Here is a 25319-nt window from a genome sequence, read left to right on the forward strand (position 1 = left end):
TGTTTATTGTGTTACGCTTTCTAAACTAAACACTGAAGCTCCATTTTCATACATCATTATTTGTGCTGTAGAATTTGGCATTAGCATTTGGTTGTATTGGTTTAAATCCCATAAGTTTGGGCTTTTAAACCATTCGGCAATATTCATTTGGACTTGAAAAGTGGCGTCGTTTGTAATTGTTACTGCACCTAGGTTGACTTCAAAAAAAGTGTCTTGAGGAAATGTTGGGTTCATTCCTGGATTATCTACTGCTCGAATAGCGTGGTAATTAAATCCTTGTTCTGCGTCGCTTGAGTTTATAAACTTACCATCAAATTGCATATAATGATAGCCACCACCAAGCATTTCTGGTACATTAAAATTTTCGGTATTTAAATCTATATAATTTTCGGTGTTATCTTCATTGTCTAAACCAAACGTAAATGAAACATTGGTATACACACCGGTAGGAATATTTTCATCTAAACTTAATGTCGTATTATTATTGTTTGTAACATCTACTAGATTGTGCATATCAAAAACAATATCATCTTGACCATCTCGAGAAAATGTAATGTCTGATATTACGTATCGAAGTCTTTCTATACTTAACATTTCGCCATTTTCATTTGTATATTGAATCGTGTTGAAATCTGCACTTGTAACTTCGGTATCATTCCAGGTGTGCTTAAAACTAAACGTTGTTTGTGCTTCGGTATTTAATGTGATATTATCATCGTTATCATCACTACAAGATGAGAATGTTAAAGCAGCTATTATTGCTAGTAAAGAAAAGATTTTTTTCATTATTTTATTTTAATTAATAGTAGGTCTGAAAACCCTTTGTTTTCTGTAATGTCGCCATCGTCACTTGTTGTGTCTCCAACTGCTACAATTGTTTTGTCGTTTAATTGGGCTACACCATATGAGAAATCTATGTTAGAACCTCCAACGGTTTGTTGCCATTCTATATTGCCTTCACTATCTACTTTTACAACCCAAGCATCATTTTGACCTTGGTTGATAGTAACGTCGCCATCTGAGCTTCGCGAACTTCCAGATAGTAAAAAGCCATTATCTTGAGTTTTTACTATATCTCTAGCAACATCAAAGCTTGTACCTCCTAAGGTTTTTTCCCAAAGTAATTGACCTTCTGGAGAAATTTTGATTAACCATAAATCTGCGGCTCCGTTATTGTTAGTTACATCAATATCACTACTTCTGGTGTCTCCAGCTATAATATAATTACCGTCATTAGATGTTGTTATTGCTCTAGCTTCATCTATTTCGCTGCCTCCAAAAGATTTTTCCCATATTAAATCTCCTGTATTTGAGATTTTAATAACCCAAAAATCATAAGAACCTTTGTTGTTTGAAATGTCTGTGTCATCACTATCTGAACCTCCCGCAATAATATATGCATTGTCATTAGTTTCTACGATTCCTTCTGGAGTGTCTGTAAATAGGCCTCCAAAATATTTGCTCCATTGTAATTCTCCTGAAGCGTTAAGTTTTATTGTCCAGTAATCTCCACCTGCATGTTTGTTATTGTTTCTTGATGTGTTTCCTTCGCCATTAGAGGCTGTTACGTCTAAAACACCAGAAATTAAATAACCGTTGTCGTTTGTTTGAATTAAGGTTATACCTGAGTCTGTTCCAGAAAAACCAAAAGATTTTTGCCAGATTATATTTCCAGAGTTATCAAGTTTTGCTAACCAATAATCTTCTTGACCTGCGTTTTGAGTTACATCTAAATCATTACTAAAGCTAGAGCCTAGTATAGCAAAACCACCATCTTGGGTTTGAATGATACTTTTTCCTCTATCGTCTTGTGAACCACCGTAAGTTTTGTTCCATTGTATTTGGCTTTCGCTATCAAATTTTAATACCCAAAAATCAAAATTATCGTCGGTTTTATCTATAATATCACCATCTATACTTTGTGTATAGCCTAATATTGCATAGCCACCATCTAAGGTGTTAGTAACAGATTGGGCGCTTTCATTTTTAGAACCTCCGTAATTTTTAATAAAATCTATTTCTCCAGTAACGGTATTAGTACTTGTTGAAATTGCATTGTCGTCGTCATTTTTGCAATTAAAAAAAGTGATAGTAAGTACTAATATTGAAAATGTTTTGATGAATTTAAAATTCATAATTAGTTGCTCTTTTTAATAATAAATAAACCTCTGTCAATATCACTAATAAGTATATTGCCACTTTCAAAATATGGATACACATTCCACGCACCATTAAAATTAGCGCTATCACTATCTGGATAAGTATCAAAAAAACCAATTTCTGTCATGGTGTTAGAGCCAATGTTTGTAATATCTATCATACGAACACCAGCTCGATAATTTGCCTGGTAGTAAATATTATCTTTTACATAACCGTTGTGGTCTATGGCTAAAGTTGGACCAAAATATTCCATTTGAAAAGTTGGGTTGTCTAAGTCTGAAAAATCAAATACTAAAGACCTAGTGTTTCCTCCAAAATTTTGTTCATCTAACTCATCTCCTAAAATAAAATATTGCTGATTTTCTGTAAACCAACCTTGATGCGTGTACCCTACGTTATTATAACTTATAGTAGATATTTCTACTGGGTTTGCTTTATCTGTTATATCTACTAAAACAATTTCTGTTTCATTACTGCCAATTAAAATTTCTCTACCTATGTAAGAACTAACACCTGGAATTTCGGCGTTATTATCTGGGCCATTATAAGTAACTACTTGTGCATCGTGCGAATAGCCTCCATTTGCATATCCACCAGCAGCAACTGGATTTGTTGGATTTTGAATATTTACAAAGTGTGGTCCGCCGTTAAATGTTGTTGTACCAACACCATATGCATAACCACTATCTTCGTTAATTACAATGTTGTGTGCACTACCAAAACCAGTATAATGAGCATCTGGTGTAAAAGTTTCTGGAGCGTTAGTTACATTGCGTAAGCGTGTTAAATCAAAAACTTGCATTCCATGATTTGAAGCTTCGCTAACTATAAAAGCATGGTTGTTATAAACTTTAATATCTCTCCAGCTACTATTACTTGTGGCAGTTGGTAATATGCCTACAACTGTTAATTGAGAAGTGTTTGAAATGTCTACAAAAACAGAGCCTGAAGAGGTGCCAACTAAAGCATACTCTTTTCCGTTTAATGGATCTGTCCATCCCCAAGAATCGTTTCCAGAACCTGCAGCTCCCATTTCAGCAATAGAAAGGGTTGCCATTAAATCGTAATCATTACATGGAAACTCTCCTGCCATACCATTAATACATGGAAATAATGGTTGTATATTATCTTCACAAGCGTCACCAATTCCATTATTATTACTATCTAATTGGTCTGGATTAGGCTCGTTTGGGCAATTATCTTCACTATCTATAACACCATCACCATCACGGTCATCACAAACATCACCTATACCATTATCATCACTATCTAGTTGGTTTGGATTACTTGTTTCTGGACAATTGTCTAATGTGTCACTAACTCCATCGCCGTCTTGATCACTAAATGCTTGTGTAGTATTATCATCATCACTTGAACAGCTTGATGCTATAGCTATAAAAAAAGTTATTGCAAAACATAGTATTGCAAGTTTTGAAATGTAATTTATTTGTTTTTTCATAAGTATTAATGAAAGATGATTTTAATAAAATAAATGAGGCTTATTTTACAATAAGTTTTTTTGTTATTCTACCATTTATCTTAATTAAGTAAACTCCAGAGATAAAGTTTTTTACAGGTAGAACGAATGTTTCATTATTAATATTGTTCTTATTAAATACTTTTTGGCCTAGTATATTATAAATTTCTATACTTTTTATTAAATTATCTTTAGATCCTTTAATTGTTGAATTTGAGGTTGTTGGGTTTGGAGATATTGTAAAGTTATTAGTAGGTTGAAAATTTGGAATGCTTAAAGTATTACTTTCTCTAACTACAAAAAGTCCACTTTCTATATCGCTAATAATAATATTTCCGCTTTGAAAATAAGGGTAAATACTCCAAGCGCCATTAAAAGCTGTACTGTTGCTACTTGGGTATGTGTCAAAATACCCAATCTCTGTCATTGAATTATTATTGTCTGCTGGAGTTGATGGGTTTGCATCGTTAGTGTTTGAGATGTTAGTAATATCAAAAACTCTCATGCCTGCACGATAGTTTGCTAAATAAAATTCGTTTCCTTTAACATAGCCATTATGATCTATAGCATCAAACGGAGCGACATAGGTAGAAGATAAAACAGGATTGTCTAAATCTAGCATATCAAAAACAAAAGTAGTTGTATTAGATCCTAATCCAGATTCGTCTAATTCATCTCCCATTATATAATATCTGTGGTCATCTGTAAACCAGCCTTGATGTGCATATCCAGCTTGAGGATACACTACTTCTTGTATAAATTTAGGATCATTTTTATCTGTTACATCTATTAAAACAATTTTATCTGTTCCTCCACCGGTTGCACCGTTTGCTGCAACTAATATTTCTCGACCTACATAGCTGCTTACTCCTGCAATCTCTGCATTAGTATCTTGTCCATTATAAGTAATTACTTGAGCGTCGTGAGTATAACCGCTAGCAGAATAACTTCCTGTAGTTATTGGTGATAGCGGGTTTGAAATATCTATGAAAATTGGTCCGCCATTTGCAGCGCCACAACCTACTAAATATGCAGTAGCAGCAGTTTCATTAATAACAATATTATGGCAACTACCAATGTTTAATCCACCATTATCACCTGTATAGGTTGCTACATTACCATCTAAAGGGTCTGAGGTATAGGTTAAGTCAGGGTTAGGTCCATCACGAAGAATCGTTAAATCAAAAATCTGCATACCGTGATTTCCAACACTATCTGCAACTATAAAAGCAAAATTATTATAAACCTTAACGTCTCTCCAAAAACTACTTGAATTATTTGTAGATTCTATTCTTCCTAAAAAAATTGGATTTACTGGATTTGTTACATCTATAAAGGCTGTACTATTTGTTGTAGCCATTATAGCGTATTCTTTATTTGTTAAAGGATCTGTCCAGCCCCAAATATCGCTACCTTCGGGTGTTCCGTTAGTGCTTGCTAAAACAGAAATGGGAATATTTGACATCAAATCATAATTGTCACATGGATAAATTCCTGCCATACCTGTGGATTCATCACAAGGTGTTTGTGAAAAAAGTATAGTTGAAAAACATAAAAGGAATATAATAGAGGTGTAATTTTTTAACATTCGGGCTGTTTTATTTATTCTATAAAAGCGAAATTACTACAAATAAACGATAAAATGTAGTGTTTTAATGTTAAATAGCATTGTTACTCAATGATATATGTAGCTTGTTTTTTGCGTTTTAAGTTAGTAGATAAAATGATAAATGAATTACTTTTTTATATTTTTGCAATATGATAGAAGACAAAAACCAGCAACTTACACCGTTAAGCGAATTAGGAGAATTTGGTTTAATAAACCATTTAACTAAACAGTTTGAAATAAAACAGGAATCTACAGTAAAAAGTATTGGTGATGATGCCGCTGTTTTAGACTCAAAAGAAAAGCAAATTGTAGTAACAACAGATCTTTTGGTTGAAGGTGTGCATTTTGATTTAAGCTATGTGCCTCTAAAACACTTAGGTTATAAGTCTATTGTTGTAAATTTATCTGATGTTTTTGCTATGAATGCTAAGGCAACACAGGTAACAGTTTCTATTGCGGTTTCTAATAGGTTTCCATTAGAAGCGTTAGAAGAGTTGTATGAAGGTATAGCTTTGGCTTCAAAAATATATAATGTTGATGTTGTTGGTGGAGATACTACGTCTTCAACATCTGGTTTGTTAATTTCTGTTACAGCAATAGGGGAAGTAATAGCAGAAGATGTGGTGTATAGAAGCGGAGCAAAACCAAATGATTTACTAGTGGTTTCTGGAGATTTAGGTGGTGCTTATATGGGACTTCAAATTTTAGAAAGAGAGAAAGAGGTTTTTAAAGTTAACCCAAATAATCAACCAGATTTAGATGCTTATACATATATAATGGAGCGTCAATTAAAACCTGAAGCAAGAAAAGATATTATTAAACTTTTAAAAGATTTAGAGGTTAAACCAACAGCAATGATTGATTTAAGCGATGGTTTATCTTCTGAAATTCTTCATATTTGTAAAGCTAGTAAAGTAGGTTGTGATTTGTATGAAGAAAAAATACCATTAGATCCTCAAGTAATTTCTACTTGCGAAGAATTTAATATAGATAGTACAACCGTTGCCTTAAATGGAGGTGAAGATTATGAACTGTTAATGACGATTTCTCAAGACGATTATCCAAAAATTAAAGCAAACCCTAATTTTACTGTTATTGGTTTTATTACAGAAGAAAACGCAGGTGTAAACCTAGTTACTAGAGCAGAAACTAAAATTCCAATTACAGCTCAAGGCTGGAAAAACTTCGACAGTTAAGAAGGTATTTTATAGGCCGTTAGTAGCTCTTCTCTTCTAATTCTGGCTTGACGCTTGTTGTGTATTCTTGATAAAATAAAATTAATTTCCCTGTACTTAGGTGTTAATTCTATTAAATCACCATTACAACCTGTAGTAAGTTCCTTTTTGCATTTTTTGCATTTGTATTCTTTAACATGGTAAGTAACCTGTTTTGATACTTCAAACTTGTGCCCTAATACACTACATAGAAAATGAGGAAGAATAGTGGTTTTTTTGTTTGTTTGTTTCATCATTTTGTTTTCTGATGTTTAAACTTAAATAAAAAATCCGATATATCCGATAAAAAGCTATATTTTTTCGATAAAAAACATTAATTGTGTTAAGAAATCCTCTTTATTCTCAATATGACTCATGTGTCCTTCTGAAAACACATGATATTCAATATGTTTAACTTCAGCATATTCAATAATTAATTTCACATCTATTATAGCATCTTTTTTTCCTAAAAGAATCATTTTTTTAAAACTTGCTTCAGCAAAAAACCTTGAAAAATCTTTGCGTTGTATCATACCTTCATTTGCAGCCATATAACCTTGAAGAGAAGTTTTTAATGCTACATCTAAAGCTTGGTTATATTTTTTTATGTGAAGCTCTTTGCTTTCTTTACTAAATAAGTTTGCAAAACTCATTTTAATTAAGTTTTTAAAATTCGTTTGTGCCATTTTATTAGCTCGTACTCTTAATAGCTTTCGTTCATTACTGTCACTTTTAAATGTAGAATTTAATAAACAGAGGCCTTTAATGGTATTTGGGTATAAACTAGCAAAAGCTAAAGCTACATAGCCGCCCATAGAGTGTCCAATAAGCGTATATTGTTTTAAATTTAATTTTTTTAAAACAGCATTTACACATAAAGCCATATCTTCCATAGTGTGTATATAGCCTAAGGATTCTGTTTGTCCGTGACCCAATAAATCTATAGTTATTACTCTATTATTTTGTGATAATGGCTTTAAAACCGAATCCCACATAGAGTGGTCTTCAAGAAAACCGTGTAGTAAAACAACAGTAGGACCATTACCAATATCATTATAAAAAACATTAATGCCTTTGTATTCTAATTTCATAATTAACTATATTCGACAAAAATACGTGTTAACTTTTGAATAAAACGAAAGAAATATTAGTTGTTGGTTTTGCCTTGTTCTCAATGTTTTTTGGTGCAGGCAACCTTATTTTGCCTCCTTTTTTAGGAGTGCAAGCAGGAGAGCAGTGGCTACTTGTTGCATTGGGTTTTGTTATTACAGCAGTAATAATTCCAATATTAGGTATACTTGCACATGCAAGATTGCAAGGTACAATGTATGATTTTGGGAAAAAAGTATCTCCGGTTTTTAGTACTGTATACTGTATAATAGTTTACGCAATATCAATTTCTTTGCCAGCGCCGCGTACAGCTTCTGTTGTTCATGAAATGGCGATAGCTCCTTTTTTTAATACCAGTACTTTGCTTACTAGCGGTCTTTATTTTTTGTTGGTATTCCTATTTGTAATTAATCGCTCAAAAGTTATAAATCTATTAGGTAAATTTTTAACACCATTAATAATAATAATTTTACTATCTATTATTGTTGTAGGTGTTGTTTCTGCTCCTTCAGTAGTAAATCCATCATCGTTTAAAACACCAATTATAAGCGGCTTGTTAGAAGGTTACCAAACATTCGATGCTATTGGCGCTGTAGTTATTGGGAGTGTTGTTGTTATTTCTTTAAAATTAAAAGGTTACAGTGCTTTCGAGGCGAAAAAAGAACTTATTAAAAAGTCTGGATTTGTGGCAGGATTAGGTTTATTTATAATATATACAGGACTAATTTTATGCGGCTCACTATATAATACTACATTTGTTGAGGCATCTTCAAGAACACAAATATTGTCTAGTTTAAGCACTCAAACACTGGGTCATGTAGGTACTATATTTTTAAGTGTTTTAGTCTCTTTAGCATGTTTTACTACTGCAATAGGTATTGTAACTGGAACTGCAGATTATGTTAAAAGCTTATTTAAAGAATCTCAAACAGCATATTATATTACAGCCTTTTTAGGTTGTATTCTTGGTGTTATTGTTGGTAAATTTAATGTTGGTTTTATAATTGATATTGCTCTTCCTGCATTAATGTTTATATATCCAATAACTATAATTTTAATTTTATTAAATGTACTACCAGTAAAATATACATCTAAGCTAGTATTTAGAGGTGTTGTTTTGGTAACTTTTTTATTCTCTATACCAGACTTTTTAAAGTTTATTGTATCATCTCCGCAAAAATTAGAACAAATAACAAGTCTAATACCTATGGCGAAATATAGCTTGGGTTGGGTTATGCCTGCAGTAATTATATTTTTAGTGTTAAATATTGAAAATTTTTCGACTAAGTCACTAACTAATTAAAAGTCAAGTGGCATTACAAGATATAGAAACATATACATTTAAAGATATTTTTTCATTAAGTGTGGTCCAGTTTGATAAAGCTTGTGTTGTAAATAAACCAGAACAAGTAGATGTTTATAGTATTTATTGGATAAAAAAAGGAAAAGGACTTTATAATATAGATTTTAAAAGTTTTGAGTTTAGTGAAAATGTACTGTTTTTTCTGTCTCCAGGACAAGTGTTTTCCGTAGAAAACGAAAGTATAAAAGAAGCCTATAAAATTACCTTTATAAAAGATTTTTATTGCATACAAACACATGATAAAGAAGTATCATGTAATGGTGTACTTTTTAACAATGTATATAAGGTGCCTTTTATTAAACCATGTAAAAGCGATACGCAAAAACTAAGTTTTATACTCGATAGTTTAATAGAAGAATTTAAAAACGTTAACACTGCTCAACATGATATGCTGCAAAGCTATTTAAAGCAATTCATTATCCATTCAGTTCGCATACAAAGTGAAAACTATCCAGTAGATAAAAATATAGAAACCAGGCTTTTTAAAGATTTTAGTACAATCTTAGAACAAAATTATAAAACAATACACTCTGTAACAGAATATGCAAAACGCCTAGGAATATCACCAAAATCACTCACCAAAAATTTTCAAAAAATTGGCGCTCAAACACCAAGCGATATTATAAAAAACCGAATAATAATAGAAGCAAAACGTCAATTAATATACACTAAGCAATCTGTAAAAGAAATAGCTTATAGTTTAGGTTTTAACGACTCTGCCTACTTTAGCAGGTACTTTAGTAAAGCCACATCAAAATCACCATTACAATTTAGAAAAGACTATTAATTTATTATGGCGTGTCCAAAATGAGCAGAAGCATCATTTAGGTCAGGCTGTACGTTATATCTTTTTTTGCCATATAGGCAAGCAAAAAAAGGATGCCACTGCCATCCTTCACGCAAAATTACCGATACCAAACTCTAGTAAAACGTAAATAATAATCACTGTCCAAGCATAAGGAACTTTTGTCCATTTTAACAAGCCTGTTTGTGTCGCACCTTTGTAGTGTAACAAAAAACAATGTAAAAATGAAACCACATACATCGCTATTTAGTTTAATAGCAACCTTTACAAAAGCAAAGCAAACCATGTCAAAATTTGTAACAAAAAAAGAACACTGTCAATCTCAACAATTACATGACTTTTACTGTAATACAATTACCAATAACAAATAAATAAATCAATAAAATTATGAGCACATTTAATGTACCCACAAAAAACGAAGTCTCTCAAAAAAATCAGGAGATATTTAATCAATTAGAAAAAGGATTAGGATTTGTACCAAACCTATATGCAACAATGGCGTATAGTGAAAACGCGCTAAGTAATTTCTTGAATTTTTCAAATTCAAAAACATCCTTTTCAGTTAAAGAAAAAGAGGTTATAAATCTTGCAGTTAGTCAAGTAAATCAATGCGAATATTGTCTAGCAGCACATACAGCAATAGGAAAAATGAATGGCTTTTCAGATAGTGAAGTTATAGAACTTCGTCAAGGAAAAGCAAGTTTCGATTCGAAACTAGAAAGTTTAGCAAAACTATCTAAAAACATAGCAGAAAATAGAGGAGCTACAGATACGGTAATTGTAAATTCTTTTTTTAATGCAGGATATACAAAAGAAAATTTAGTAGATGCAATAACATTAGTAGGAGAAATAACAATCACTAATTACTTACATAAAACAACAGAAGTACCAGTGGATTTTCCACAAGCAGAAGCTTTAGTATAAACAAGAAAATTATAAATTAAACCTATAAACAATGAAAAAAGTAGTAGCCATTTTAGTATTTACAATAGTAGCAGCATTTAATGTAAACGCGCAAGATACAAAGAGTAATAAACAAGCAGTAAAAACTGTAAACTTAGAAGAAACTGCGGGAGCATTTACTCAAAAAAGTTTAACCTTAAGTGAAGGAACTTATGTATTTAAAGTAACAAATAATAATGCATCTCCAGAAGTAGGACTGGTTTTAATTCAAGATGGAAAAGATGGTGCAAACCCAGAAAACCATATAAAAGAAGCATATGTATCCCAGTTAGTAAAACATGGTAAAACAGAATCTTCACAGCCAGTAACTTTAACAAAAGGTAAGTATAAATACTTTTGTCCTTATAATAAGACACCACAATATACTTTAGTAGTTGAGTAATTAAACATATATATTTAAGTAAAAAAGCGAGCTCGTAGAGTCTCGCTTTTTTTAAATTTAGGTTTCCATGCATTAATAAGTGCTTGTGTCTCTTCTGCTAATGCATTCAAATTTGCTAATATTTCTATTACACAAGTAATAATAGCTTTAATGTTGTTAATTATTTAACAAATTGTAAAAATGTAGTATATATTTTTCATTTTTATTTTTAATTCATGCTTGCACAGTAGTTTCGTAGTACAAAATAAAGAGAAATGTTAGTATTAAAATTTGGAGGAACATCTGTTGGGTCTATAGAAAACATGATTCATGTAAAAGAAATAATTAATAATAGGCATAAAAAAATAGTAGTATTATCTGCAATGTCTGGTACTACTAATTTATTAGTAAAAATTTCAGAGCATATAAAACACAAAAATATAGATGAGGCTTTAATTGTTGTTAATAATCTTAGGAATAATTACAATACAACTATTAAAAATCTTATAACAAATCAACAGTTTTATAAAACAGTTTTTGTTTATGTAAACGATGTGTTTAATACGTTAGAGGCATTGGTTAATAGTGAATTTACTAATTTGTTATATAATCAAATTGTAGCTCAAGGCGAATTATTGTCTACCTATATATTTAGTAGATATTTAATGCAAGAAGGCATAAAAACAGCATTATTGCCTGCTTTAGATTTTATGAGAATTGATAAAACCAATGAACCAGACAACTTTTATATCCAGCAAAATTTAAATAGAATAATGGGCGAAACTCCAAATGCAGATATTTATATTACGCAAGGATTTATTTGCCGAAACGCTAAAGGTGATATAAGTAACTTACAACGAGGAGGTAGTGATTATACTGCAACAATAATTGGTGCTGTAGTTAATGCAAAAGAAGTGCAAATCTGGACAGATATTGATGGGTTTCATAATAACGATCCGCGATTTGTAGAAAACACAAATGCTATTTCTAATTTATCTTTTGATGAGTCTGCAGAGTTAGCATATTTTGGAGCAAAAATATTACACCCACAAACCGTAATGCCTGTTAGAGCTTTAGATATTCCTGTACGTTTAAAAAATACAATGTCTCCTAAAGCACATGGAACATTAATTACAAATCAAATTCATGGAGAAGGCATAAAAGCAATAGCAGCAAAAGATGGCATTACAGCGATAAAAATAAAATCTGCTAGAATGTTACTAGCGCACGGTTTTTTAAAGAAAGTATTCGAGATCTTTGAGCGCTACGAAACAGCTATAGATATGATTACAACGTCTGAAATAGCTGTGTCTTTAACAGTAGATAATACTACGCATTTATCTGAAATAGTAGAAGAGTTAGACCATTTTGCAACAGTTGAGGTAGACGATTATATGAGTATTGTGTGTTTAGTAGGAAATGCTATTATTTACCATCCAGATACACCAAATTTATTTCAAGTATTACAAGATGTTAACGTGAGAATGATTTCTTATGGAGGTAGTAATAACAATATTTCACTATTAATTAAAACTAGTGATAAAATTGAAACGCTTCAAAAATTACAGCGTTACGTTTTTGAAAGTGAATGTGTTTTAGTTTAAACTCGTATTAAAATAGAAAATGGTGTATAAATTATAAAACCTCATTTACATTTGTATTTGAGGTTTTATATATTTTGTAGCTAATATAAAGCACAAAAAAAACCTCTAAAAAGAGGTTTTTTAAAATGAGTTAGACTTTATTTATTCATAAGCTCTTCAATTTCATCTGCTTCAATTGGGATATTTCTCATCAAATTAAAAGGTTCTCCGCTTTTTTGTACTACAACGTCATCTTCTAATCTAATACCAAAACCTTCATCTGGAATATAGATACCTGGTTCAACAGTAAAAACCATGTTTTCTTGCATAGGCTCTGTTAAAATGCCATAATCATGTGTGTCTAAACCAATGTGGTGACTTGTTCCGTGCATAAAGTATTTTTTATAAGCAGGCCAGTCTGGATTTTCGTTTTTAACATCAGCTTTATCAAGTAAACCTAGGCCTAATAATTCGCTAGTCATTAATTTACCAACTTCAATATGGTATTCTGCCCATAAAGTTCCAGGGACTAGCATTTTAGTTGCGTCATTTTTTACACGATTAACAGCATTATAAACAGCCTTTTGTCTGTCTGTAAATTTTCCTGAAACAGGTATGGTACGTGTCATATCACTAGCGTAATTTGCATATTCTGCGCCAGCATCAATTAAAATTAAATCACCAGCTTTACACTGTTGGTTGTTTTCTATATAATGTAAAACATTAGCGTTATTACCAGAGCCAATTATAGGTGTGTAGGCAAAACCTTTAGATCGATTGTTTAAAAACTCATGCATAAACTCAGCTTCAAGATTATACTCCCAAACATCTGGTTTTACAAAATTTAATATTCTTCTAAAGCCTTTTTCTGTGATATCACAGGCTTGTTGCATTAAATCTAATTCAATTTGATCTTTAATAGAGCGTAAACGCTGTAATATTGGGTTGCTTTTAGCTACGCGGTGTGCAGGATATTTATCTTTAAGCCATTTAGTAAAACGGGCTTCGCGAGTTTCAGTCTCTATATTAGCTCTATAATGTTCGTTTGTATTTATATATACAGTGTCTGCTTGAGACATTATTTCGGCTAAAACTTTATGTAAATCTTGTAGCCAGTAAACAGTTTTTATTCCGCTAGTAGAAAAAGCAGCATCTTTAGTTAGCTTTTCGCCTTCCCAAACAGCAATATGTTCATTTGTTTCTTTTAAAAATAAAATTTCACGATTTTTAGGATTTGGACAATCTGGAAAAATTACTAAAATACTTTCTTCTTGGTCAACGCCACTCAAATAAAAAATATCTCTATGTTGTGCAAAAGGTAAAGTACTATCTGCGCTAATTGGATAAATATCATTGGAGTTAAAAATAGCAAGACTATTAGGCTGCATTTGCTGCGCAAAGTTTTTACGATTTTTAATAAAAAGGCTACTGTCTATTTTGTGGTATTTCATGAAAAAATAGTTTTCATTCCCTTGAAAAGCGGGAATTTAATTAGTGTTTTAATTTTTCTCCGTCAAGCGGAAAAACTAAGAAGCTTGAATTAAGCTTGCCGGAGTGTCAAAAATAACATTTTATTACCGAAAAGAGTTTCGGTTTTGTTCATATTTAACAGAATGATTACCTTCAAGGTCTCAAAAAACATCAATATGAAACTTAAATTATTTTTAACTGTCTTGCTTGCTTTTATTTTAAAAGCTCAAGCGCAACAACCAGCAACAAATTCTAATACTGTAAAACAAGCGCTTGCACAAAAGAAGCTAATGGTAGAATCATCATTAGTTAAAAATGTGGCCTTTAAAAATATTGGACCAACAGTAATGAGTGGTCGTGTTGTAGATATAGATGTTAATCCAAATAATACTTCAGAGTTTTATGTAGGTTATGCTTCTGGAGGTTTGTGGTATACAAAAAATAATGGATCTTCTTTTACTCCTGTTTTAGATAATGCTCAAACTCAAAATGTAGGTGATATTGCTGTAGATTGGCAGTCTGGAACTATTTGGGTTGGTACAGGAGAAAATAATAGCTCGCGCTCATCTTACGCAGGAATAGGTATTTTAAAATCTACAAATAAAGGTGAAACTTGGGAACATGTTGGCTTGCCAGATTCTCACCATATTGGGCGTATTTTAATAAACCCAAATAATATAAATGAAGTTGTGGTTGGTGTAACAGGTCATTTATATTCGTCAAATAAAGAACGCGGCATTTATAAAACAAAAGATGGTGGTAAAACATGGCAGCAAACTTTGTTTGTAGATGAAAATAGTGGAATTATAGATGTGCAACAGTCGCCAAATAACTTTAATATTCTTTATGCTTCATCATGGACACGTGATAGAAAAGCTTGGAATTTTGATGGTAGCGGAAATAATTCAGCAATATTTAAAAGTACAGATGCTGGTGAAACTTGGCAGAAAATATCTACTAAAGAAAGTGGTTTTCCAACAGGAAATGGTGTTGGGCGAATAGGTTTGGCAGTATCAAACGATAATGTATTATATGCTTTTCATGATAGTCAATTTAGAAGAAAAGAAAATAATAAAAAAGAAGAAACTCGCGGACTTAAAAAAGAAGAGTTTAAAACCATGAGTACAGAAACCTTTTTAGCTTTAGATGATAAAAAGTTAAACGGATTTTTAAAAATGAATAATTTTCAGGAAAAATATCGCGCTGAAAATGTAAAGCAAATGGTGCGTAGTGGTAATGTAAAACCTGTAGATTTAGCCAACTATCTTGAAGATGCTAATTCTATGTTGTTTGATACGCCTGTAATTGGAGCCGAAGTTTATAAAAGTACAAATGGTGGAAAAACATGGAGTAAAACACACGACGATTATTTAGACGATGTATACTATTCGTATGGTTACTATTTTGGAGAAATTAGAGTCGATCCTCAAGATGAAAACGGTATCTATATAATGGGAGTTCCAATTTTAAAATCTAAAGATGGCGGGAAATCTTTTACATCTATTAGTAAAGAAAACGTGCATGCAGATCATCAGGCATTATGGGTAAACCCAAAAGTATCTGGGCATTTAATAAACGGTAACGATGGCGGTTTAAACATGTCTTACGATGATGGTGAAACATGGGAAAAACTAAACGTAAATAGTGTTGGGCAGTTTTATGCAATTAATGTAGACAACCAAGAGCCATATCGCGTGTACGGTGGTTTGCAAGATAACGGTGTTTGGGTTGGTGCACACAATGCGCCTCAAAATAGAGCTTGGCATCAAAACGGACAATATCCTTGGGAGTCAATAATGGGTGGCGACGGTATGCAAATAGAAATAGATAACCGTAATGCAAATATTGTTTACACAGGTTATCAATTTGGTAACTATTATAGAATTAATAGAGAAACAGGAGAACAAAAATACATACAACCAAAACATGAGTTGGGCGAAAGTCCTTATAGGTTTAACTGGCAAACACCAATACATTTATCGCGTCATAACCAAGATATATTATATTTAGGTGGTAACAAATTAATGAGGTCTCTAGATAAAGGAGAGCATTGGAAAGCAATTTCTAAAGATTTAACTAATGGTGGTAAAAAAGGAAACGTAGCTTATGGAACATTGACTTCTATTAGCGAATCGCCTTTTGAATTTGGATTAATTTATGTTGGTAGTGATGATGGTTTGGTACATGTTACTAAAAATGGAGGCGGCAGTTGGGAAAATATTTCTGCTAACCTTCCAAAAGATTTGTGGGTAAGTAGGATAGTAGCATCAAAACACAAAAAAGAACGTGTTTACTTAACGTTAAATGGTTACCGTTGGGACGACTTTACAAGCTACGTTTATAAGTCTGAAGATTATGGAAAAACATGGTCGTCTATAGCTTCAAATATTTCAGCTTCTGCAGTAAATGTTATTCGCGAAGATTTTAAAAACGAAAACATATTGTATTTAGGTACAGATAATGGTGCTTATGTATCATTTAATAAAGGAGAAAGTTGGGAAGCATTTTCAAAAAACTTACCAGCAGTAGCAGTACACGATATAGTATTACATGAAAAATCTAATGATTTGTTATTGGGAACTCACGGTAGAAGCATTTACAAAACTAATGTAGAGCCGCTTCAGGAAATGAACGCATCGGTAAAAAAACAGTCATTAGCTATTTTTAATATTGAAAAAATTAGAAGTAGTCGCCGTTGGGGAAATAGCTGGAGTAAATGGATGCAACCTTACGAACCTTCAAATACTATAACGTTTTATTCTAGTGAAGAAGCTAAAAAAACTATCGAAATTAGAAGCGATAAAAATTCAGTATTGCAAACAATAGATGTAGACGTTAATAAAGGTTTTAATTATGTAGAATACGATTTTACTTTAACCGAAAAAGGACGTAAAAAATTATTAAAAGAAAACACAACAATAGATATTGAAAAAGCAAAAAATGGTAAATATTACTTGCCTAAAGGAAAATATATAATTTCAATTGATGGTGTAACTAAAGGTTTTGAAATAGAATAGATACTATTTCTTTTAAAATTGAGTTTTATATATAAACCAATCAATAATGAGAAATTTATCAGTTTTAGTAGTAATAGTTACATTGTTTTATTCTTGTAGCAGTGACAGTAATCAAGAAATAATTAATAATACTACAGAGCCTAATCTTATAATAAAATTTAAATTTAATCCAACTCAAGAACGTTTAAATAACTTTGGAGAACCAGCTGTCATTTCAGCAGGAAATGCTGCGCAATCACCAAATTTTGAAAAAATGAGTGCTAATTATATTGAATTTGCACCAACGGTAAATACACTTTTAGGAGACGGTGAAATTATTTTTACCGGAAACGAAACAACTCAAGGCGGCGAAGTTGCTATAGATTTTAAAAATGCAATATTTGCAGGCGATAATGAGACATTTCTAAGTATTCCTTTAAGTCAAGTTAGCCAAGGTTATTATGAATGGGTTAGAGTATCTTTAGCTTATCAAGAAGGAGCTATAAATTTTTTAGCTGAAAATGGTAATGAGTACCAAGGCACGCTAGCCAGTTTTGTTGGTTATAATAATTATATCTCAAGTTTTAACTTAAACGGAAGTAATATTATAGTAAACGAAAATAAATTACAAGGTTTTTGGGCTTTTGAAACTTTAGGATTAACAATTCAAGGCCAAGCACCAGAAGGAGCAACAACAGTTCCAAACCCACTATTTAATTCTTCGCCAGTTCCTCAAGGTTCATGTGTTGTTACAGGATCTTTTGAAAATGGATTAACGATTACTGGTAGCGAAACAAGTGATATTGTAGTTACGTTTTCATTTTCAACTAACAATAGCTTTGAGTGGACGGAAGTTAATATAGATGGTAAATATGAACCTAGTGCAGGAGAGCAAGTTGTAGATATGGGACTTCGAGGAATTATACCAAGCCTTTCAATAGAGTAAAAAACGTGTATTATAAACGATTTGTTATATAATTTTAGTAATAAAACACTTGTTACTTAAACCCATTCTAAATAGTACAAAAAAGTTTTAAAATTTGTTGCGAAAGCGTTTGCGTTGTATCTTTGTAGTAACTATACTTTAACTACAAATATAATGAGCGGAATTTTAAATTCTTCAATAGGAAGAAAGTTTGCTATGGCACTTTCGGCACTCTTTCTTATGATTTTCTTATTACAACACTTTACCATCAATTTGCTTTCTGTTTTTAGTGAAGATACATTTAATAATGTTTCTCATTTTATGGGAACGTTTTGGTTAATTCAATACGTGTTGCAACCTGTTTTAATTTTAGGAGTGATTTTTCACTTTGTAATGGGTTTTGTGCTAGAAATAAGAAACAGAAATGCTAGACAAATTAGCTACGCTAAAAACAATGGTTCTGCAAATTCATCATGGATGAGTAGAAACATGATTTGGAGTGGGTTAGCAATATTAGCGTTTATAGGTCTTCATTTTTACGATTTTTGGGCTCCAGAAATTAACGTAAAATACTTTAAAGGAGATATGAGTGGACTTATAGATCCAGATAACGTAAATAGCGGTTTTAGATACTGGGAAGAGTTACACCATAAATTTGTAGATATATGGAGAGTTGTTTTATACTGTATCGCATTTATTTTCTTAGCGCTTCACCTTTTACATGGGTTTAGCTCTGCATTCCAATCTACAGGAATGAATAATAAATACACTAAAAGTTTACAAGGTTTTGGAAAAGCATATGCTATCATTATTCCATTAGGATTTGTTTTCATAGCATTATTTCATCACTTTACTCACTAAAAAACACATCTAAATATGGCTTTAGATTCTAAAATACCTCAAGGTCCAATTGCAGACAAATGGACTAATTATAAAAATCATATAGACTTAGTTAACCCTGCTAACAAACGTAACATTGATGTTATTGTTGTTGGTACAGGATTAGCAGGTGGATCTGCTGCTGCTACTTTAGCAGAGCTAGGTTATAACGTAAAAGCGTTTTGCTTCCAAGATTCTCCAAGACGTGCACACTCTATTGCGGCACAAGGAGGAATTAATGCAGCAAAAAACTATCAAGGAGATGGAGATTCAACTTACAGATTGTTTTATGATACTGTAAAAGGTGGAGATTACCGTTCTCGTGAAGCTAACGTATACCGTTTAGCAGAGGTTTCAGCAAATATTATCGACCAATGTGTGGCTCAAGGTGTTCCTTTTGCACGTGAGTATGGTGGATTATTAGATAACCGTTCGTTTGGTGGTGTATTAGTATCTCGTACTTTTTATGCAGCTGGACAAACAGGACAACAATTATTGTTAGGAGCGTATTCTGCTATGAACCGTCAAATTGGTCGTGGTAAAATTAAAATGTACAATCGTCATGAAATGCTTGACGTTGTAAAAGTTGATGGAAAGGCTCGAGGCATTATAACGCGTAACTTAATTACTGGAGAAATTGAAAGACACTCAGCACACGCTGTTGTTTTAGGAACTGGTGGTTATGGAAACGTATTCTTCTTATCAACAAACGCAATGGGAAGTAATGTTACAGCAGCTTGGAAAGCACACAAACGTGGCGCTTACTTTGCAAACCCATGTTATACACAAATTCACCCAACATGTATTCCGGTTTCTGGAGATCACCAATCTAAACTTACGTTAATGTCAGAGTCATTACGTAATGATGGACGTATCTGGGTGCCAAAACACATGAAAGATGTTGAAGCTATTAAAGCAGGAACATTAAAACCAAAAGATTTAGCAGAAGAAGATAGAGATTACTATTTAGAGCGTCGTTATCCAGCTTTTGGTAACTTAGTACCACGTGATGTTGCCTCTCGTGCAGCAAAAGAACGTTGTGATGCTGGTTATGGTGTTAATGCAACAGGTGAAGCTGTATTTTTAGATTTTGCTTCGGCAATAGAGCGTTATGGAAAAGAGCAGGCAACAGTTAGACATTTAGATGTAAATGATGCTGCTTTAGTTAAAAAATTAGGGCAAGAGGTCGTTAAAAATAAATATGGAAACTTATTCCAAATGTATGAGAAAATTGTAGATCAAGATCCATACAATACGCCAATGATGATTTATCCAGCAGTACACTACACCATGGGTGGTGTTTGGGTAGATTATAATTTAATGACAACCGTTCCTGGTTTATACTGTATTGGAGAAGCTAATTTCTCAGATCACGGTGCAAACAGACTTGGAGCTTCTGCGTTAATGCAAGGTTTAGCAGATGGTTATTTTGTGTTACCATATACTATTGGTGATTACTTATCAAACGATATCCGTACTGGCCCAATTTCAACAGACTCAAAAGAATTTGAAGAAGCAGAAAAAGAAGTGCGTGAGAAAATTGAGTTTTTTGTAACTAATAAAGGACAACATTCTGTAGATTATTTCCATAAGAGATTAGGAAAAATCATGTGGAACAAAGTAGGTATGTCTAGAAATGTACAAGGTTTAACTGAAGCTATTTCAGAAATTAAAGCTTTAAGAGCGCAATTCTGGAAAGAAGTTAGTGTACCAGGTTCTAGTGATGAGTTAAACGAAGAATTAGCGAAAGCAGGACGTGTAGCAGATTTCTTAGAATTAGGAGAGTTGTTCGCAAAAGATGCTTTACATAGAGAAGAATCTGCTGGTGGACACTTTAGAGAAGACGCCGTAGAGTTAGATGGTGAGCAAAAAGGCGAAGCAAAAAGAGACGATGAAAACTTTGCTTACGTTGCAGCTTGGGAATATAAAGGAGAGCCTAGTGATGCTATTTTGCATAAAGAGCAGTTAGAGTTCAATGATATAGAATTAAAACAAAGAAGTTATAAATAATAAGGAAGCTATGAATTTAACGTTAAAAATATGGCGTCAAAAAAACGCTAACGATAAAGGGAAAATGGTTGATTATAAAATTAGCGATATTTCTCCAGATATGTCATTCCTTGAAATGTTAGATGTTTTAAACGAACAACTAATTAATAGTGGAGACGAACCAGTAGCTTTCGATCATGATTGTCGCGAAGGTATTTGTGGTATGTGCTCATTATACATTAATGGTGAAGCGCACGGTCCAGATCGTGGTGTTACAACATGCCAGTTACACATGCGTATGTTTAACGATGGTGACACTATTTTTATAGAACCATTTAGAGCAAAAGCTTTTCCAGTAATAAAAGATTTAGTTGTAGATAGAAGTTCTTTCGATCGTATACAACATGCAGGTGGTTTTATTTCTGTAAACACATCAGGAAATACAATTGATGCTAATGCAATACCAGTTAATAAAGAAAATGCAGATGATGCTTTTAGTGCAGCAACATGTATAGGTTGTGGAGCTTGTGTAGCAAGTTGTAAAAATTCTTCTGCCATGTTATTTGTTGGAGCTAAAGTATCACAATTTGCACTATTACCACAAGGTCAGGTAGAAGCAACAGACCGTGTATTAAACATGGTTAAGCAAATGGATGAAGAAGGTTTTGGTAACTGTACAAATACAGGAGCTTGTGAGGTTGAATGTCCAAAAGGGATTTCTTTAGAGAATATTGCACGTATGAATCGTGAGTATTTAGCTGCTAGCTTAAAAGGATAATAAACACCTTATTTAAAAGGATAATTTTTATAAAAAAAACCCAAGCTAATTTGCTTGGGTTTTTTTTATTAATTTTAATTACAATATATTTTTAATGCAAGATTCTATAACATATTATAAAGCACAATTAGTTAAGTATAAAGCCGAGGTTTCTAAAATTTATAAACAATTAACAGCCTTAAGTACAGCGCGTATAGTAGTGTTTTTAGCTACAGCTTTACTTGTGTATTTTACTTTTAATAATTGGCAAATAGCAGTAATTTGCGGTTTATTTGGTGTGATTTTATTTGTTTATTTATTATCTAAACATACAAGCTTAAAGGCAGCTTATAGCTTAAAAAAAGCCATAGTAGATATAAATGAAGAAGAATTAAAAATAGCTTCAGGAGAATTTTATCATCGAAATGACGGTTTAGAATTTCAAGATCCAAACCATAATTATGCTTTAGATATAGACTTATTTGGTCGTGGTTCTTTTTTTCAGTTTATAAATAGAACAGCAACAAAAGTAGGAGCTTTAAGGCTTTCAAATAGCTTGAAAGCTAATGATATTAATAATATTGAAGATAGGCAGTATGCTATTAAAGAATTATCTTCTAAGCCAGAATGGCGCCAGAATTTTGAGGCTACTGCAGGTTTAATTGAAGTAGAAACTAAACCAGAGCAAATAATAAATTGGTTACAAAACCATAAGTCATTTCTTCCAAAAAAAATAAAACAGTTACCGCTACTATTTTCTATACTAACAATAATAATTGTAGGATTAAGTATAGCAAAAATAATTCCTGTAGCATTTGTAGGATATTGGTTGTTATTAGGTTTGGCAATAACAGGTAAGTATTTAAAAAGTATTAATAATTTAGCAGCACAAACAAGTAAAATTCGTGATACTTTTAGGCAATATTCACAATTACTTAATGCAATTGAAACAGAAACTTTTAACGCTTCTTTGCTTAAAAATAAACAACACGCAATTCAATTAGAAGGCAAAAAAGCATCAGTTATTTTAATTGAATTTTCAAAAGCAATGGATAGTTTAGATAATAGAAACAATCTTATATCTGCTATTTTTGGCAATGGCTTTTTTCTTACAGATATAAAAAATAGTTATACAATAGAGCAATGGATTGAAACCTACAAAGCTAAAGTAGGGCAATGGTTTGATGTTGTAACTTTTTTTGATGCGTATAATAGCTTAGGCAATTATGCTTTTAATCATCAAGGTTATGTGTTTCCAAAAATTTTGGAATCTAAAAATACAACAACGGTAATAGATTTAGGGCATCCGTTATTAAAAACGGAAAAACGTGTAGATAACAATTTTAATATAGAAACCGAACAATTTTTTATTATCACTGGTGCTAATATGGCTGGTAAAAGTACTTTTTTACGCACAGTTTCTTTACATATTGTAATGGCAAATTGTGGTTTGCCGGTATGTGCAAAATCTAGCGATTATGTGCCAGTAAAACTTATTACTAGTATGCGAACAAGTGATTCTCTGGCAGATGATAGTTCGTATTTTTTCTCAGAGCTAACAAGACTAAAATATATTGTGGATGCTATTAAAACAGACCGTTACTTTATAATTCTAGACGAAATATTAAAAGGAACAAATAGTACAGATAAAGCTATTGGTTCTAGAAAATTTGTAGAAAAGTTGGTAGCTAGTAATGCTACAGGAATTATAGCAACGCACGATTTAAGTCTTTGTGAAATTGAAAAAGAACTTGAAGAAGTAAAAAACTATTATTTTGATGCACAAATAATCGATGATGAATTATATTTCGATTATACCTTTAAAAAAGGTGTTTGTCAAAATATGAATGCTAGTTTTTTACTAAAGAAAATGGAAATTGTTTAAAAGCATTTTAATATAAAAGTGGTTTGTACACTTAAACACGGTTTTTGTACTCCTTTTTTGATAAATAGGGTATTTCTTCCTAATTTTCTAAAGTGAAACAATCTTTAATAAAAAAACACGGTTCTCAACTATTAGTTCATATACTTTTTTGGCTACTTTTTGTATTGGTTTCCTTGTTTGTTTTTTCTCAATATTATTGGAGAGAAAATCCTTTTTTGCAGTATTTATCTATTTTAGTTGTAATTGTATACACTAATAACTTTTTACTATTACCATATTTTGTTAAGAAAAAATGGTACATACCGTATGTATTTGTTTTTGTAATTATATCATTTTTAGCAACACAATTATATTGCAATGTATTTACAAAATGTGGGTGTTCTATAATGAAATGCCTTAGTGATTACTTATGGCAAACATTAGTTCCATTAATATTTTTCTCTTTTGTATGGGTATTATATCGTTACATAGATAAACAAACAGAAATAGAAAAAATACAAAAAGAACATGCTGAAATGGAGCTCAAATTTTTAAAATCTCAAATCAATCCGCATGTGCTTTTTAATAACCTAAATACCATTTATTCGTATGCTATTGAAAAACCTCAGGAAACACCAGAGCTCATTTTAATGTTGTCTGAAAATCTAAAACATGTTCTGTATGAAAGTAATGCTAAAACCATTTCGTTAGCCAAAGAATTACAGTTTTTAGATAATTATATTAAATTTCAACGTATAAGAACCGAAGGAGTAAAGCAAATATTTTATAGCACTACAATAGAATCCCAAAGTAAAGAGATAGCACCACTGTTGTTTATAACCATAATAGAAAACGCATTTAAACATAGTAGTTTAAATAGTGATATTAACATAACAATAGTCGAAAAAAATGGGGTTTTAGAATGTATATGTAGTAACGATTATAATAAAGAAGAAGTATCAACTATAAGCTTTAAAATAGGTTTACAAAATTTAGAGAAGCGTTTAAACTTAATATATAAAGATAATTATACATTCTCTATTAGTAAATCTCAAAAATTCACAGTCAACTTAAAACTTAATTTAACATGACTTGCATAATAATAGAAGACGAGATTCCGGCTCAAAACATTTTAAAAAACTTTTTAGGTAAGTTACCAAACCTTCAATTAAAAGGGACCTTTCAAGCAGCAATAGAGGCTAATTTGTTTTTAAAAAATGAAAAAGTAGATGTTGTTTTTTTAGATATTAATTTGCCAGATATTTCTGGTATGGACTTTATAAAAACTATAAAAAATCCTCCGGTAATTATTATAACAACAGCCTATCCAGATTATGCAGTAAGTAGTTTTGAGTTAGAAACTATTGCAGATTATCTAGTAAAACCTTTTGCATTTAGCCGCTTTTTAAAAGCTGTAAATAAAGCTGAAAAATTTATTAAAAAAATAGAAGGAACAACAGAAGAAAATAGTAGTGAAACCTTGTTTTTAAATGTAGATAAAACACATCATAAAATTATAGTAAACAAAATAGTTTATGTAGAAAGTGACCGAAACTATGTGACTATAGTAACAAATACACAAAAACTTTCGTTTATAGACTCACTTAAAAACTGGAAAGAAAAATTACCAGAAAATAATTTTATACAAATTCACAAGTCGTTTATAATCAATAAAGAATTTGTAGATAAAATTACAGGAAACGAAATTTATGTTTTGGCAAATAGATTACCTATTGGTAGAACATATAAGCAAAACCTGTTGAAAAGATTAAAGATTGGGTAGAAATAAAAACA

22 protein-coding genes are annotated in these 25319 nt (G+C 31.7%); 15 read left to right on the forward strand and 7 right to left on the reverse strand.

The genetic code is table 11. From position 1 onward, the window contains the following. Positions 1 to 3 precede the first annotated feature (3 nt). Genes LACAL_RS05960 through LACAL_RS05975 form a run of 4 tightly spaced genes read right to left on the reverse strand, consistent with a single transcriptional unit; the run spans position 4 to position 5225 of the window. Positions 4 to 786 carry an MbnP family protein gene (locus tag LACAL_RS05960; protein ID WP_013869811.1) on the reverse strand — a complete coding sequence of 261 codons (783 nt, stop codon included), beginning with the start codon at positions 784 to 786 and terminating at the stop codon, positions 4 to 6. Continuing rightward, the gene (locus tag LACAL_RS05965) at positions 786 to 2135 is read right to left on the reverse strand and encodes a hypothetical protein (protein ID WP_013869812.1); all 1350 of its coding nucleotides are present in this window, start codon (positions 2133 to 2135) and stop codon (positions 786 to 788) included. Before LACAL_RS05965 ends, LACAL_RS05960 begins: the two co-directional genes overlap by 1 nt. A gap of 2 nt (positions 2136 to 2137) precedes the next feature. Then, complete coding sequence (locus LACAL_RS05970) at positions 2138 to 3619, reverse strand: choice-of-anchor B family protein (protein ID WP_013869813.1); 1482 nt, start codon at positions 3617 to 3619, stop codon at positions 2138 to 2140. 40 nt (positions 3620 to 3659) lie between these two features. After that, complete coding sequence (locus LACAL_RS05975; RefSeq protein ID WP_013869814.1) at positions 3660 to 5225, reverse strand: choice-of-anchor B family protein; 1566 nt, start codon at positions 5223 to 5225, stop codon at positions 3660 to 3662. A 170-nt stretch (positions 5226 to 5395) separates the two neighbouring features. Between LACAL_RS05975 and thiL the strand changes: the two genes are divergently transcribed. Beyond that, a complete protein-coding gene (thiL, locus tag LACAL_RS05980; protein ID WP_013869815.1) occupies positions 5396 to 6442 on the forward strand; it encodes a thiamine-phosphate kinase in 1047 nt (348 codons plus the stop codon). Here thiL and LACAL_RS05985 read toward each other — a convergent pair. Both LACAL_RS05985 and LACAL_RS05990 read right to left on the reverse strand, forming a co-directional pair. Further along, positions 6439 to 6717 carry a hypothetical protein gene (locus tag LACAL_RS05985; RefSeq protein WP_237701012.1) on the reverse strand — a complete coding sequence of 93 codons (279 nt, stop codon included), beginning with the start codon at positions 6715 to 6717 and terminating at the stop codon, positions 6439 to 6441. The two genes, thiL and LACAL_RS05985, sit on opposite strands and share 4 nt — an antisense overlap. Before the next feature lie 54 nt (positions 6718 to 6771). Continuing rightward, on the reverse strand, positions 6772 to 7551 hold the full coding sequence (locus LACAL_RS05990) for an alpha/beta fold hydrolase (RefSeq protein WP_013869817.1): 780 nt from the start codon (positions 7549 to 7551) through the stop codon (positions 6772 to 6774). A gap of 35 nt (positions 7552 to 7586) precedes the next feature. On the opposite strand from LACAL_RS05990, the gene brnQ reads away from it, so the two are divergent. From brnQ to LACAL_RS06015, 6 genes are all read left to right on the forward strand, one after another. Further along, positions 7587 to 8873, forward strand: coding sequence for a branched-chain amino acid transport system II carrier protein (brnQ, locus tag LACAL_RS05995; protein ID WP_013869818.1), 1287 nt, complete (start codon positions 7587 to 7589; stop codon positions 8871 to 8873). Between the two features lie 7 nt (positions 8874 to 8880). Next, on the forward strand, positions 8881 to 9720 hold the full coding sequence (locus LACAL_RS06000; RefSeq protein ID WP_013869819.1) for an AraC family transcriptional regulator: 840 nt from the start codon (positions 8881 to 8883) through the stop codon (positions 9718 to 9720). A gap of 242 nt (positions 9721 to 9962) precedes the next feature. Further along, the gene (locus LACAL_RS15375; protein WP_013869820.1) at positions 9963 to 10109 is read left to right on the forward strand and encodes a hypothetical protein; all 147 of its coding nucleotides are present in this window, start codon (positions 9963 to 9965) and stop codon (positions 10107 to 10109) included. Positions 10110 to 10125: 16 nt separating this feature from the next. After that, positions 10126 to 10662, forward strand: coding sequence for a carboxymuconolactone decarboxylase family protein (locus LACAL_RS06005; RefSeq protein ID WP_013869821.1), 537 nt, complete (start codon positions 10126 to 10128; stop codon positions 10660 to 10662). Positions 10663 to 10693: 31 nt separating this feature from the next. Beyond that, entirely contained in the window at positions 10694 to 11083 is a 390-nt protein-coding gene (locus tag LACAL_RS06010) for a cupredoxin domain-containing protein (RefSeq protein WP_013869822.1), read from the forward strand. A 254-nt stretch (positions 11084 to 11337) separates the two neighbouring features. After that, positions 11338 to 12666, forward strand: coding sequence for an aspartate kinase (locus tag LACAL_RS06015; RefSeq protein WP_013869823.1), 1329 nt, complete (start codon positions 11338 to 11340; stop codon positions 12664 to 12666). A gap of 137 nt (positions 12667 to 12803) precedes the next feature. On the opposite strand, the gene LACAL_RS06020 is transcribed toward LACAL_RS06015, so the two are convergent. Beyond that, entirely contained in the window at positions 12804 to 14096 is a 1293-nt protein-coding gene (locus tag LACAL_RS06020; RefSeq protein ID WP_013869824.1) for an aminopeptidase P family protein, read from the reverse strand. 195 nt (positions 14097 to 14291) lie between these two features. Here LACAL_RS06020 and LACAL_RS06025 point away from each other — a divergent pair, with 195 nt between their 5' ends. From LACAL_RS06025 to LACAL_RS06060, 8 genes are all read left to right on the forward strand, one after another. Beyond that, positions 14292 to 17132 (forward strand): exo-alpha-sialidase, encoded by a 2841-nt coding sequence (locus LACAL_RS06025; RefSeq protein WP_013869825.1) that lies wholly within the window; start codon positions 14292 to 14294, stop codon positions 17130 to 17132. Positions 17133 to 17178: 46 nt separating this feature from the next. Then, the gene (locus LACAL_RS06030) at positions 17179 to 18057 is read left to right on the forward strand and encodes a hypothetical protein (RefSeq protein ID WP_013869826.1); all 879 of its coding nucleotides are present in this window, start codon (positions 17179 to 17181) and stop codon (positions 18055 to 18057) included. 153 nt (positions 18058 to 18210) lie between these two features. After that, positions 18211 to 18897: a succinate dehydrogenase cytochrome b subunit gene (locus LACAL_RS06035; protein ID WP_013869827.1), complete on the forward strand. Its 687-nt coding sequence runs from the start codon at positions 18211 to 18213 to the stop codon at positions 18895 to 18897. A gap of 15 nt (positions 18898 to 18912) precedes the next feature. Next, positions 18913 to 20925: a fumarate reductase/succinate dehydrogenase flavoprotein subunit gene (locus tag LACAL_RS06040; protein WP_013869828.1), complete on the forward strand. Its 2013-nt coding sequence runs from the start codon at positions 18913 to 18915 to the stop codon at positions 20923 to 20925. Positions 20926 to 20935: 10 nt separating this feature from the next. Then, positions 20936 to 21682 carry a succinate dehydrogenase/fumarate reductase iron-sulfur subunit gene (locus LACAL_RS06045; RefSeq protein ID WP_013869829.1) on the forward strand — a complete coding sequence of 249 codons (747 nt, stop codon included), beginning with the start codon at positions 20936 to 20938 and terminating at the stop codon, positions 21680 to 21682. 94 nt (positions 21683 to 21776) lie between these two features. Beyond that, positions 21777 to 23546 carry a DNA mismatch repair protein MutS gene (locus LACAL_RS06050; RefSeq protein ID WP_013869830.1) on the forward strand — a complete coding sequence of 590 codons (1770 nt, stop codon included), beginning with the start codon at positions 21777 to 21779 and terminating at the stop codon, positions 23544 to 23546. 386 nt (positions 23547 to 23932) lie between these two features. Beyond that, the gene (locus LACAL_RS06055; RefSeq protein WP_237701013.1) at positions 23933 to 24616 is read left to right on the forward strand and encodes a sensor histidine kinase; all 684 of its coding nucleotides are present in this window, start codon (positions 23933 to 23935) and stop codon (positions 24614 to 24616) included. Then, the gene (locus LACAL_RS06060) at positions 24613 to 25308 is read left to right on the forward strand and encodes a LytTR family DNA-binding domain-containing protein (RefSeq protein WP_013869832.1); all 696 of its coding nucleotides are present in this window, start codon (positions 24613 to 24615) and stop codon (positions 25306 to 25308) included. The genes LACAL_RS06055 and LACAL_RS06060 overlap by 4 nt, the downstream gene beginning before the upstream one ends. The last annotated feature ends 11 nt before the right edge of the window (positions 25309 to 25319 follow it).

Source organism: Lacinutrix sp. 5H-3-7-4 (genome assembly GCF_000211855.2).
Taxonomy (GTDB): Bacteria; Bacteroidota; Bacteroidia; order Flavobacteriales; family Flavobacteriaceae; genus Lacinutrix.

Excerpts from the sequence above, each read along its gene's own strand:
- LACAL_RS05965 (WP_013869812.1), bottom strand. The coding sequence starts at position 2,135 with ATGAATTTTAAATTCATCAAAACATTTTCAATATTAGTACTTACTATC.
- LACAL_RS06005 (WP_013869821.1), top strand. The coding sequence starts at position 10,126 with ATGAGCACATTTAATGTACCCACAAAAAACGAAGTCTCTCAAAAAAAT.
- LACAL_RS06060 (WP_013869832.1), top strand. The coding sequence starts at position 24,613 with ATGACTTGCATAATAATAGAAGACGAGATTCCGGCTCAAAACATTTTA.
- LACAL_RS06055 (WP_237701013.1), top strand. The coding sequence starts at position 23,933 with ATGAAATGCCTTAGTGATTACTTATGGCAAACATTAGTTCCATTAATA.
- thiL (WP_013869815.1), top strand. The coding sequence starts at position 5,396 with ATGATAGAAGACAAAAACCAGCAACTTACACCGTTAAGCGAATTAGGA.
- LACAL_RS05990 (WP_013869817.1), bottom strand. The coding sequence starts at position 7,551 with ATGAAATTAGAATACAAAGGCATTAATGTTTTTTATAATGATATTGGT.
- LACAL_RS06050 (WP_013869830.1), top strand. The coding sequence starts at position 21,777 with ATGCAAGATTCTATAACATATTATAAAGCACAATTAGTTAAGTATAAA.
- LACAL_RS06015 (WP_013869823.1), top strand. The coding sequence starts at position 11,338 with ATGTTAGTATTAAAATTTGGAGGAACATCTGTTGGGTCTATAGAAAAC.
- LACAL_RS15375 (WP_013869820.1), top strand. The coding sequence starts at position 9,963 with ATGAAACCACATACATCGCTATTTAGTTTAATAGCAACCTTTACAAAA.
- LACAL_RS05970 (WP_013869813.1), bottom strand. The coding sequence starts at position 3,619 with ATGAAAAAACAAATAAATTACATTTCAAAACTTGCAATACTATGTTTT.
- LACAL_RS05960 (WP_013869811.1), bottom strand. The coding sequence starts at position 786 with ATGAAAAAAATCTTTTCTTTACTAGCAATAATAGCTGCTTTAACATTC.
- LACAL_RS05975 (WP_013869814.1), bottom strand. The coding sequence starts at position 5,225 with ATGTTAAAAAATTACACCTCTATTATATTCCTTTTATGTTTTTCAACT.
- LACAL_RS06010 (WP_013869822.1), top strand. The coding sequence starts at position 10,694 with ATGAAAAAAGTAGTAGCCATTTTAGTATTTACAATAGTAGCAGCATTT.
- LACAL_RS06045 (WP_013869829.1), top strand. The coding sequence starts at position 20,936 with ATGAATTTAACGTTAAAAATATGGCGTCAAAAAAACGCTAACGATAAA.
- LACAL_RS06035 (WP_013869827.1), top strand. The coding sequence starts at position 18,211 with ATGAGCGGAATTTTAAATTCTTCAATAGGAAGAAAGTTTGCTATGGCA.
- LACAL_RS06040 (WP_013869828.1), top strand. The coding sequence starts at position 18,913 with ATGGCTTTAGATTCTAAAATACCTCAAGGTCCAATTGCAGACAAATGG.
- LACAL_RS06020 (WP_013869824.1), bottom strand. The coding sequence starts at position 14,096 with ATGAAATACCACAAAATAGACAGTAGCCTTTTTATTAAAAATCGTAAA.
- LACAL_RS05985 (WP_237701012.1), bottom strand. The coding sequence starts at position 6,717 with ATGATGAAACAAACAAACAAAAAAACCACTATTCTTCCTCATTTTCTA.
- LACAL_RS06030 (WP_013869826.1), top strand. The coding sequence starts at position 17,179 with ATGAGAAATTTATCAGTTTTAGTAGTAATAGTTACATTGTTTTATTCT.
- LACAL_RS06025 (WP_013869825.1), top strand. The coding sequence starts at position 14,292 with ATGAAACTTAAATTATTTTTAACTGTCTTGCTTGCTTTTATTTTAAAA.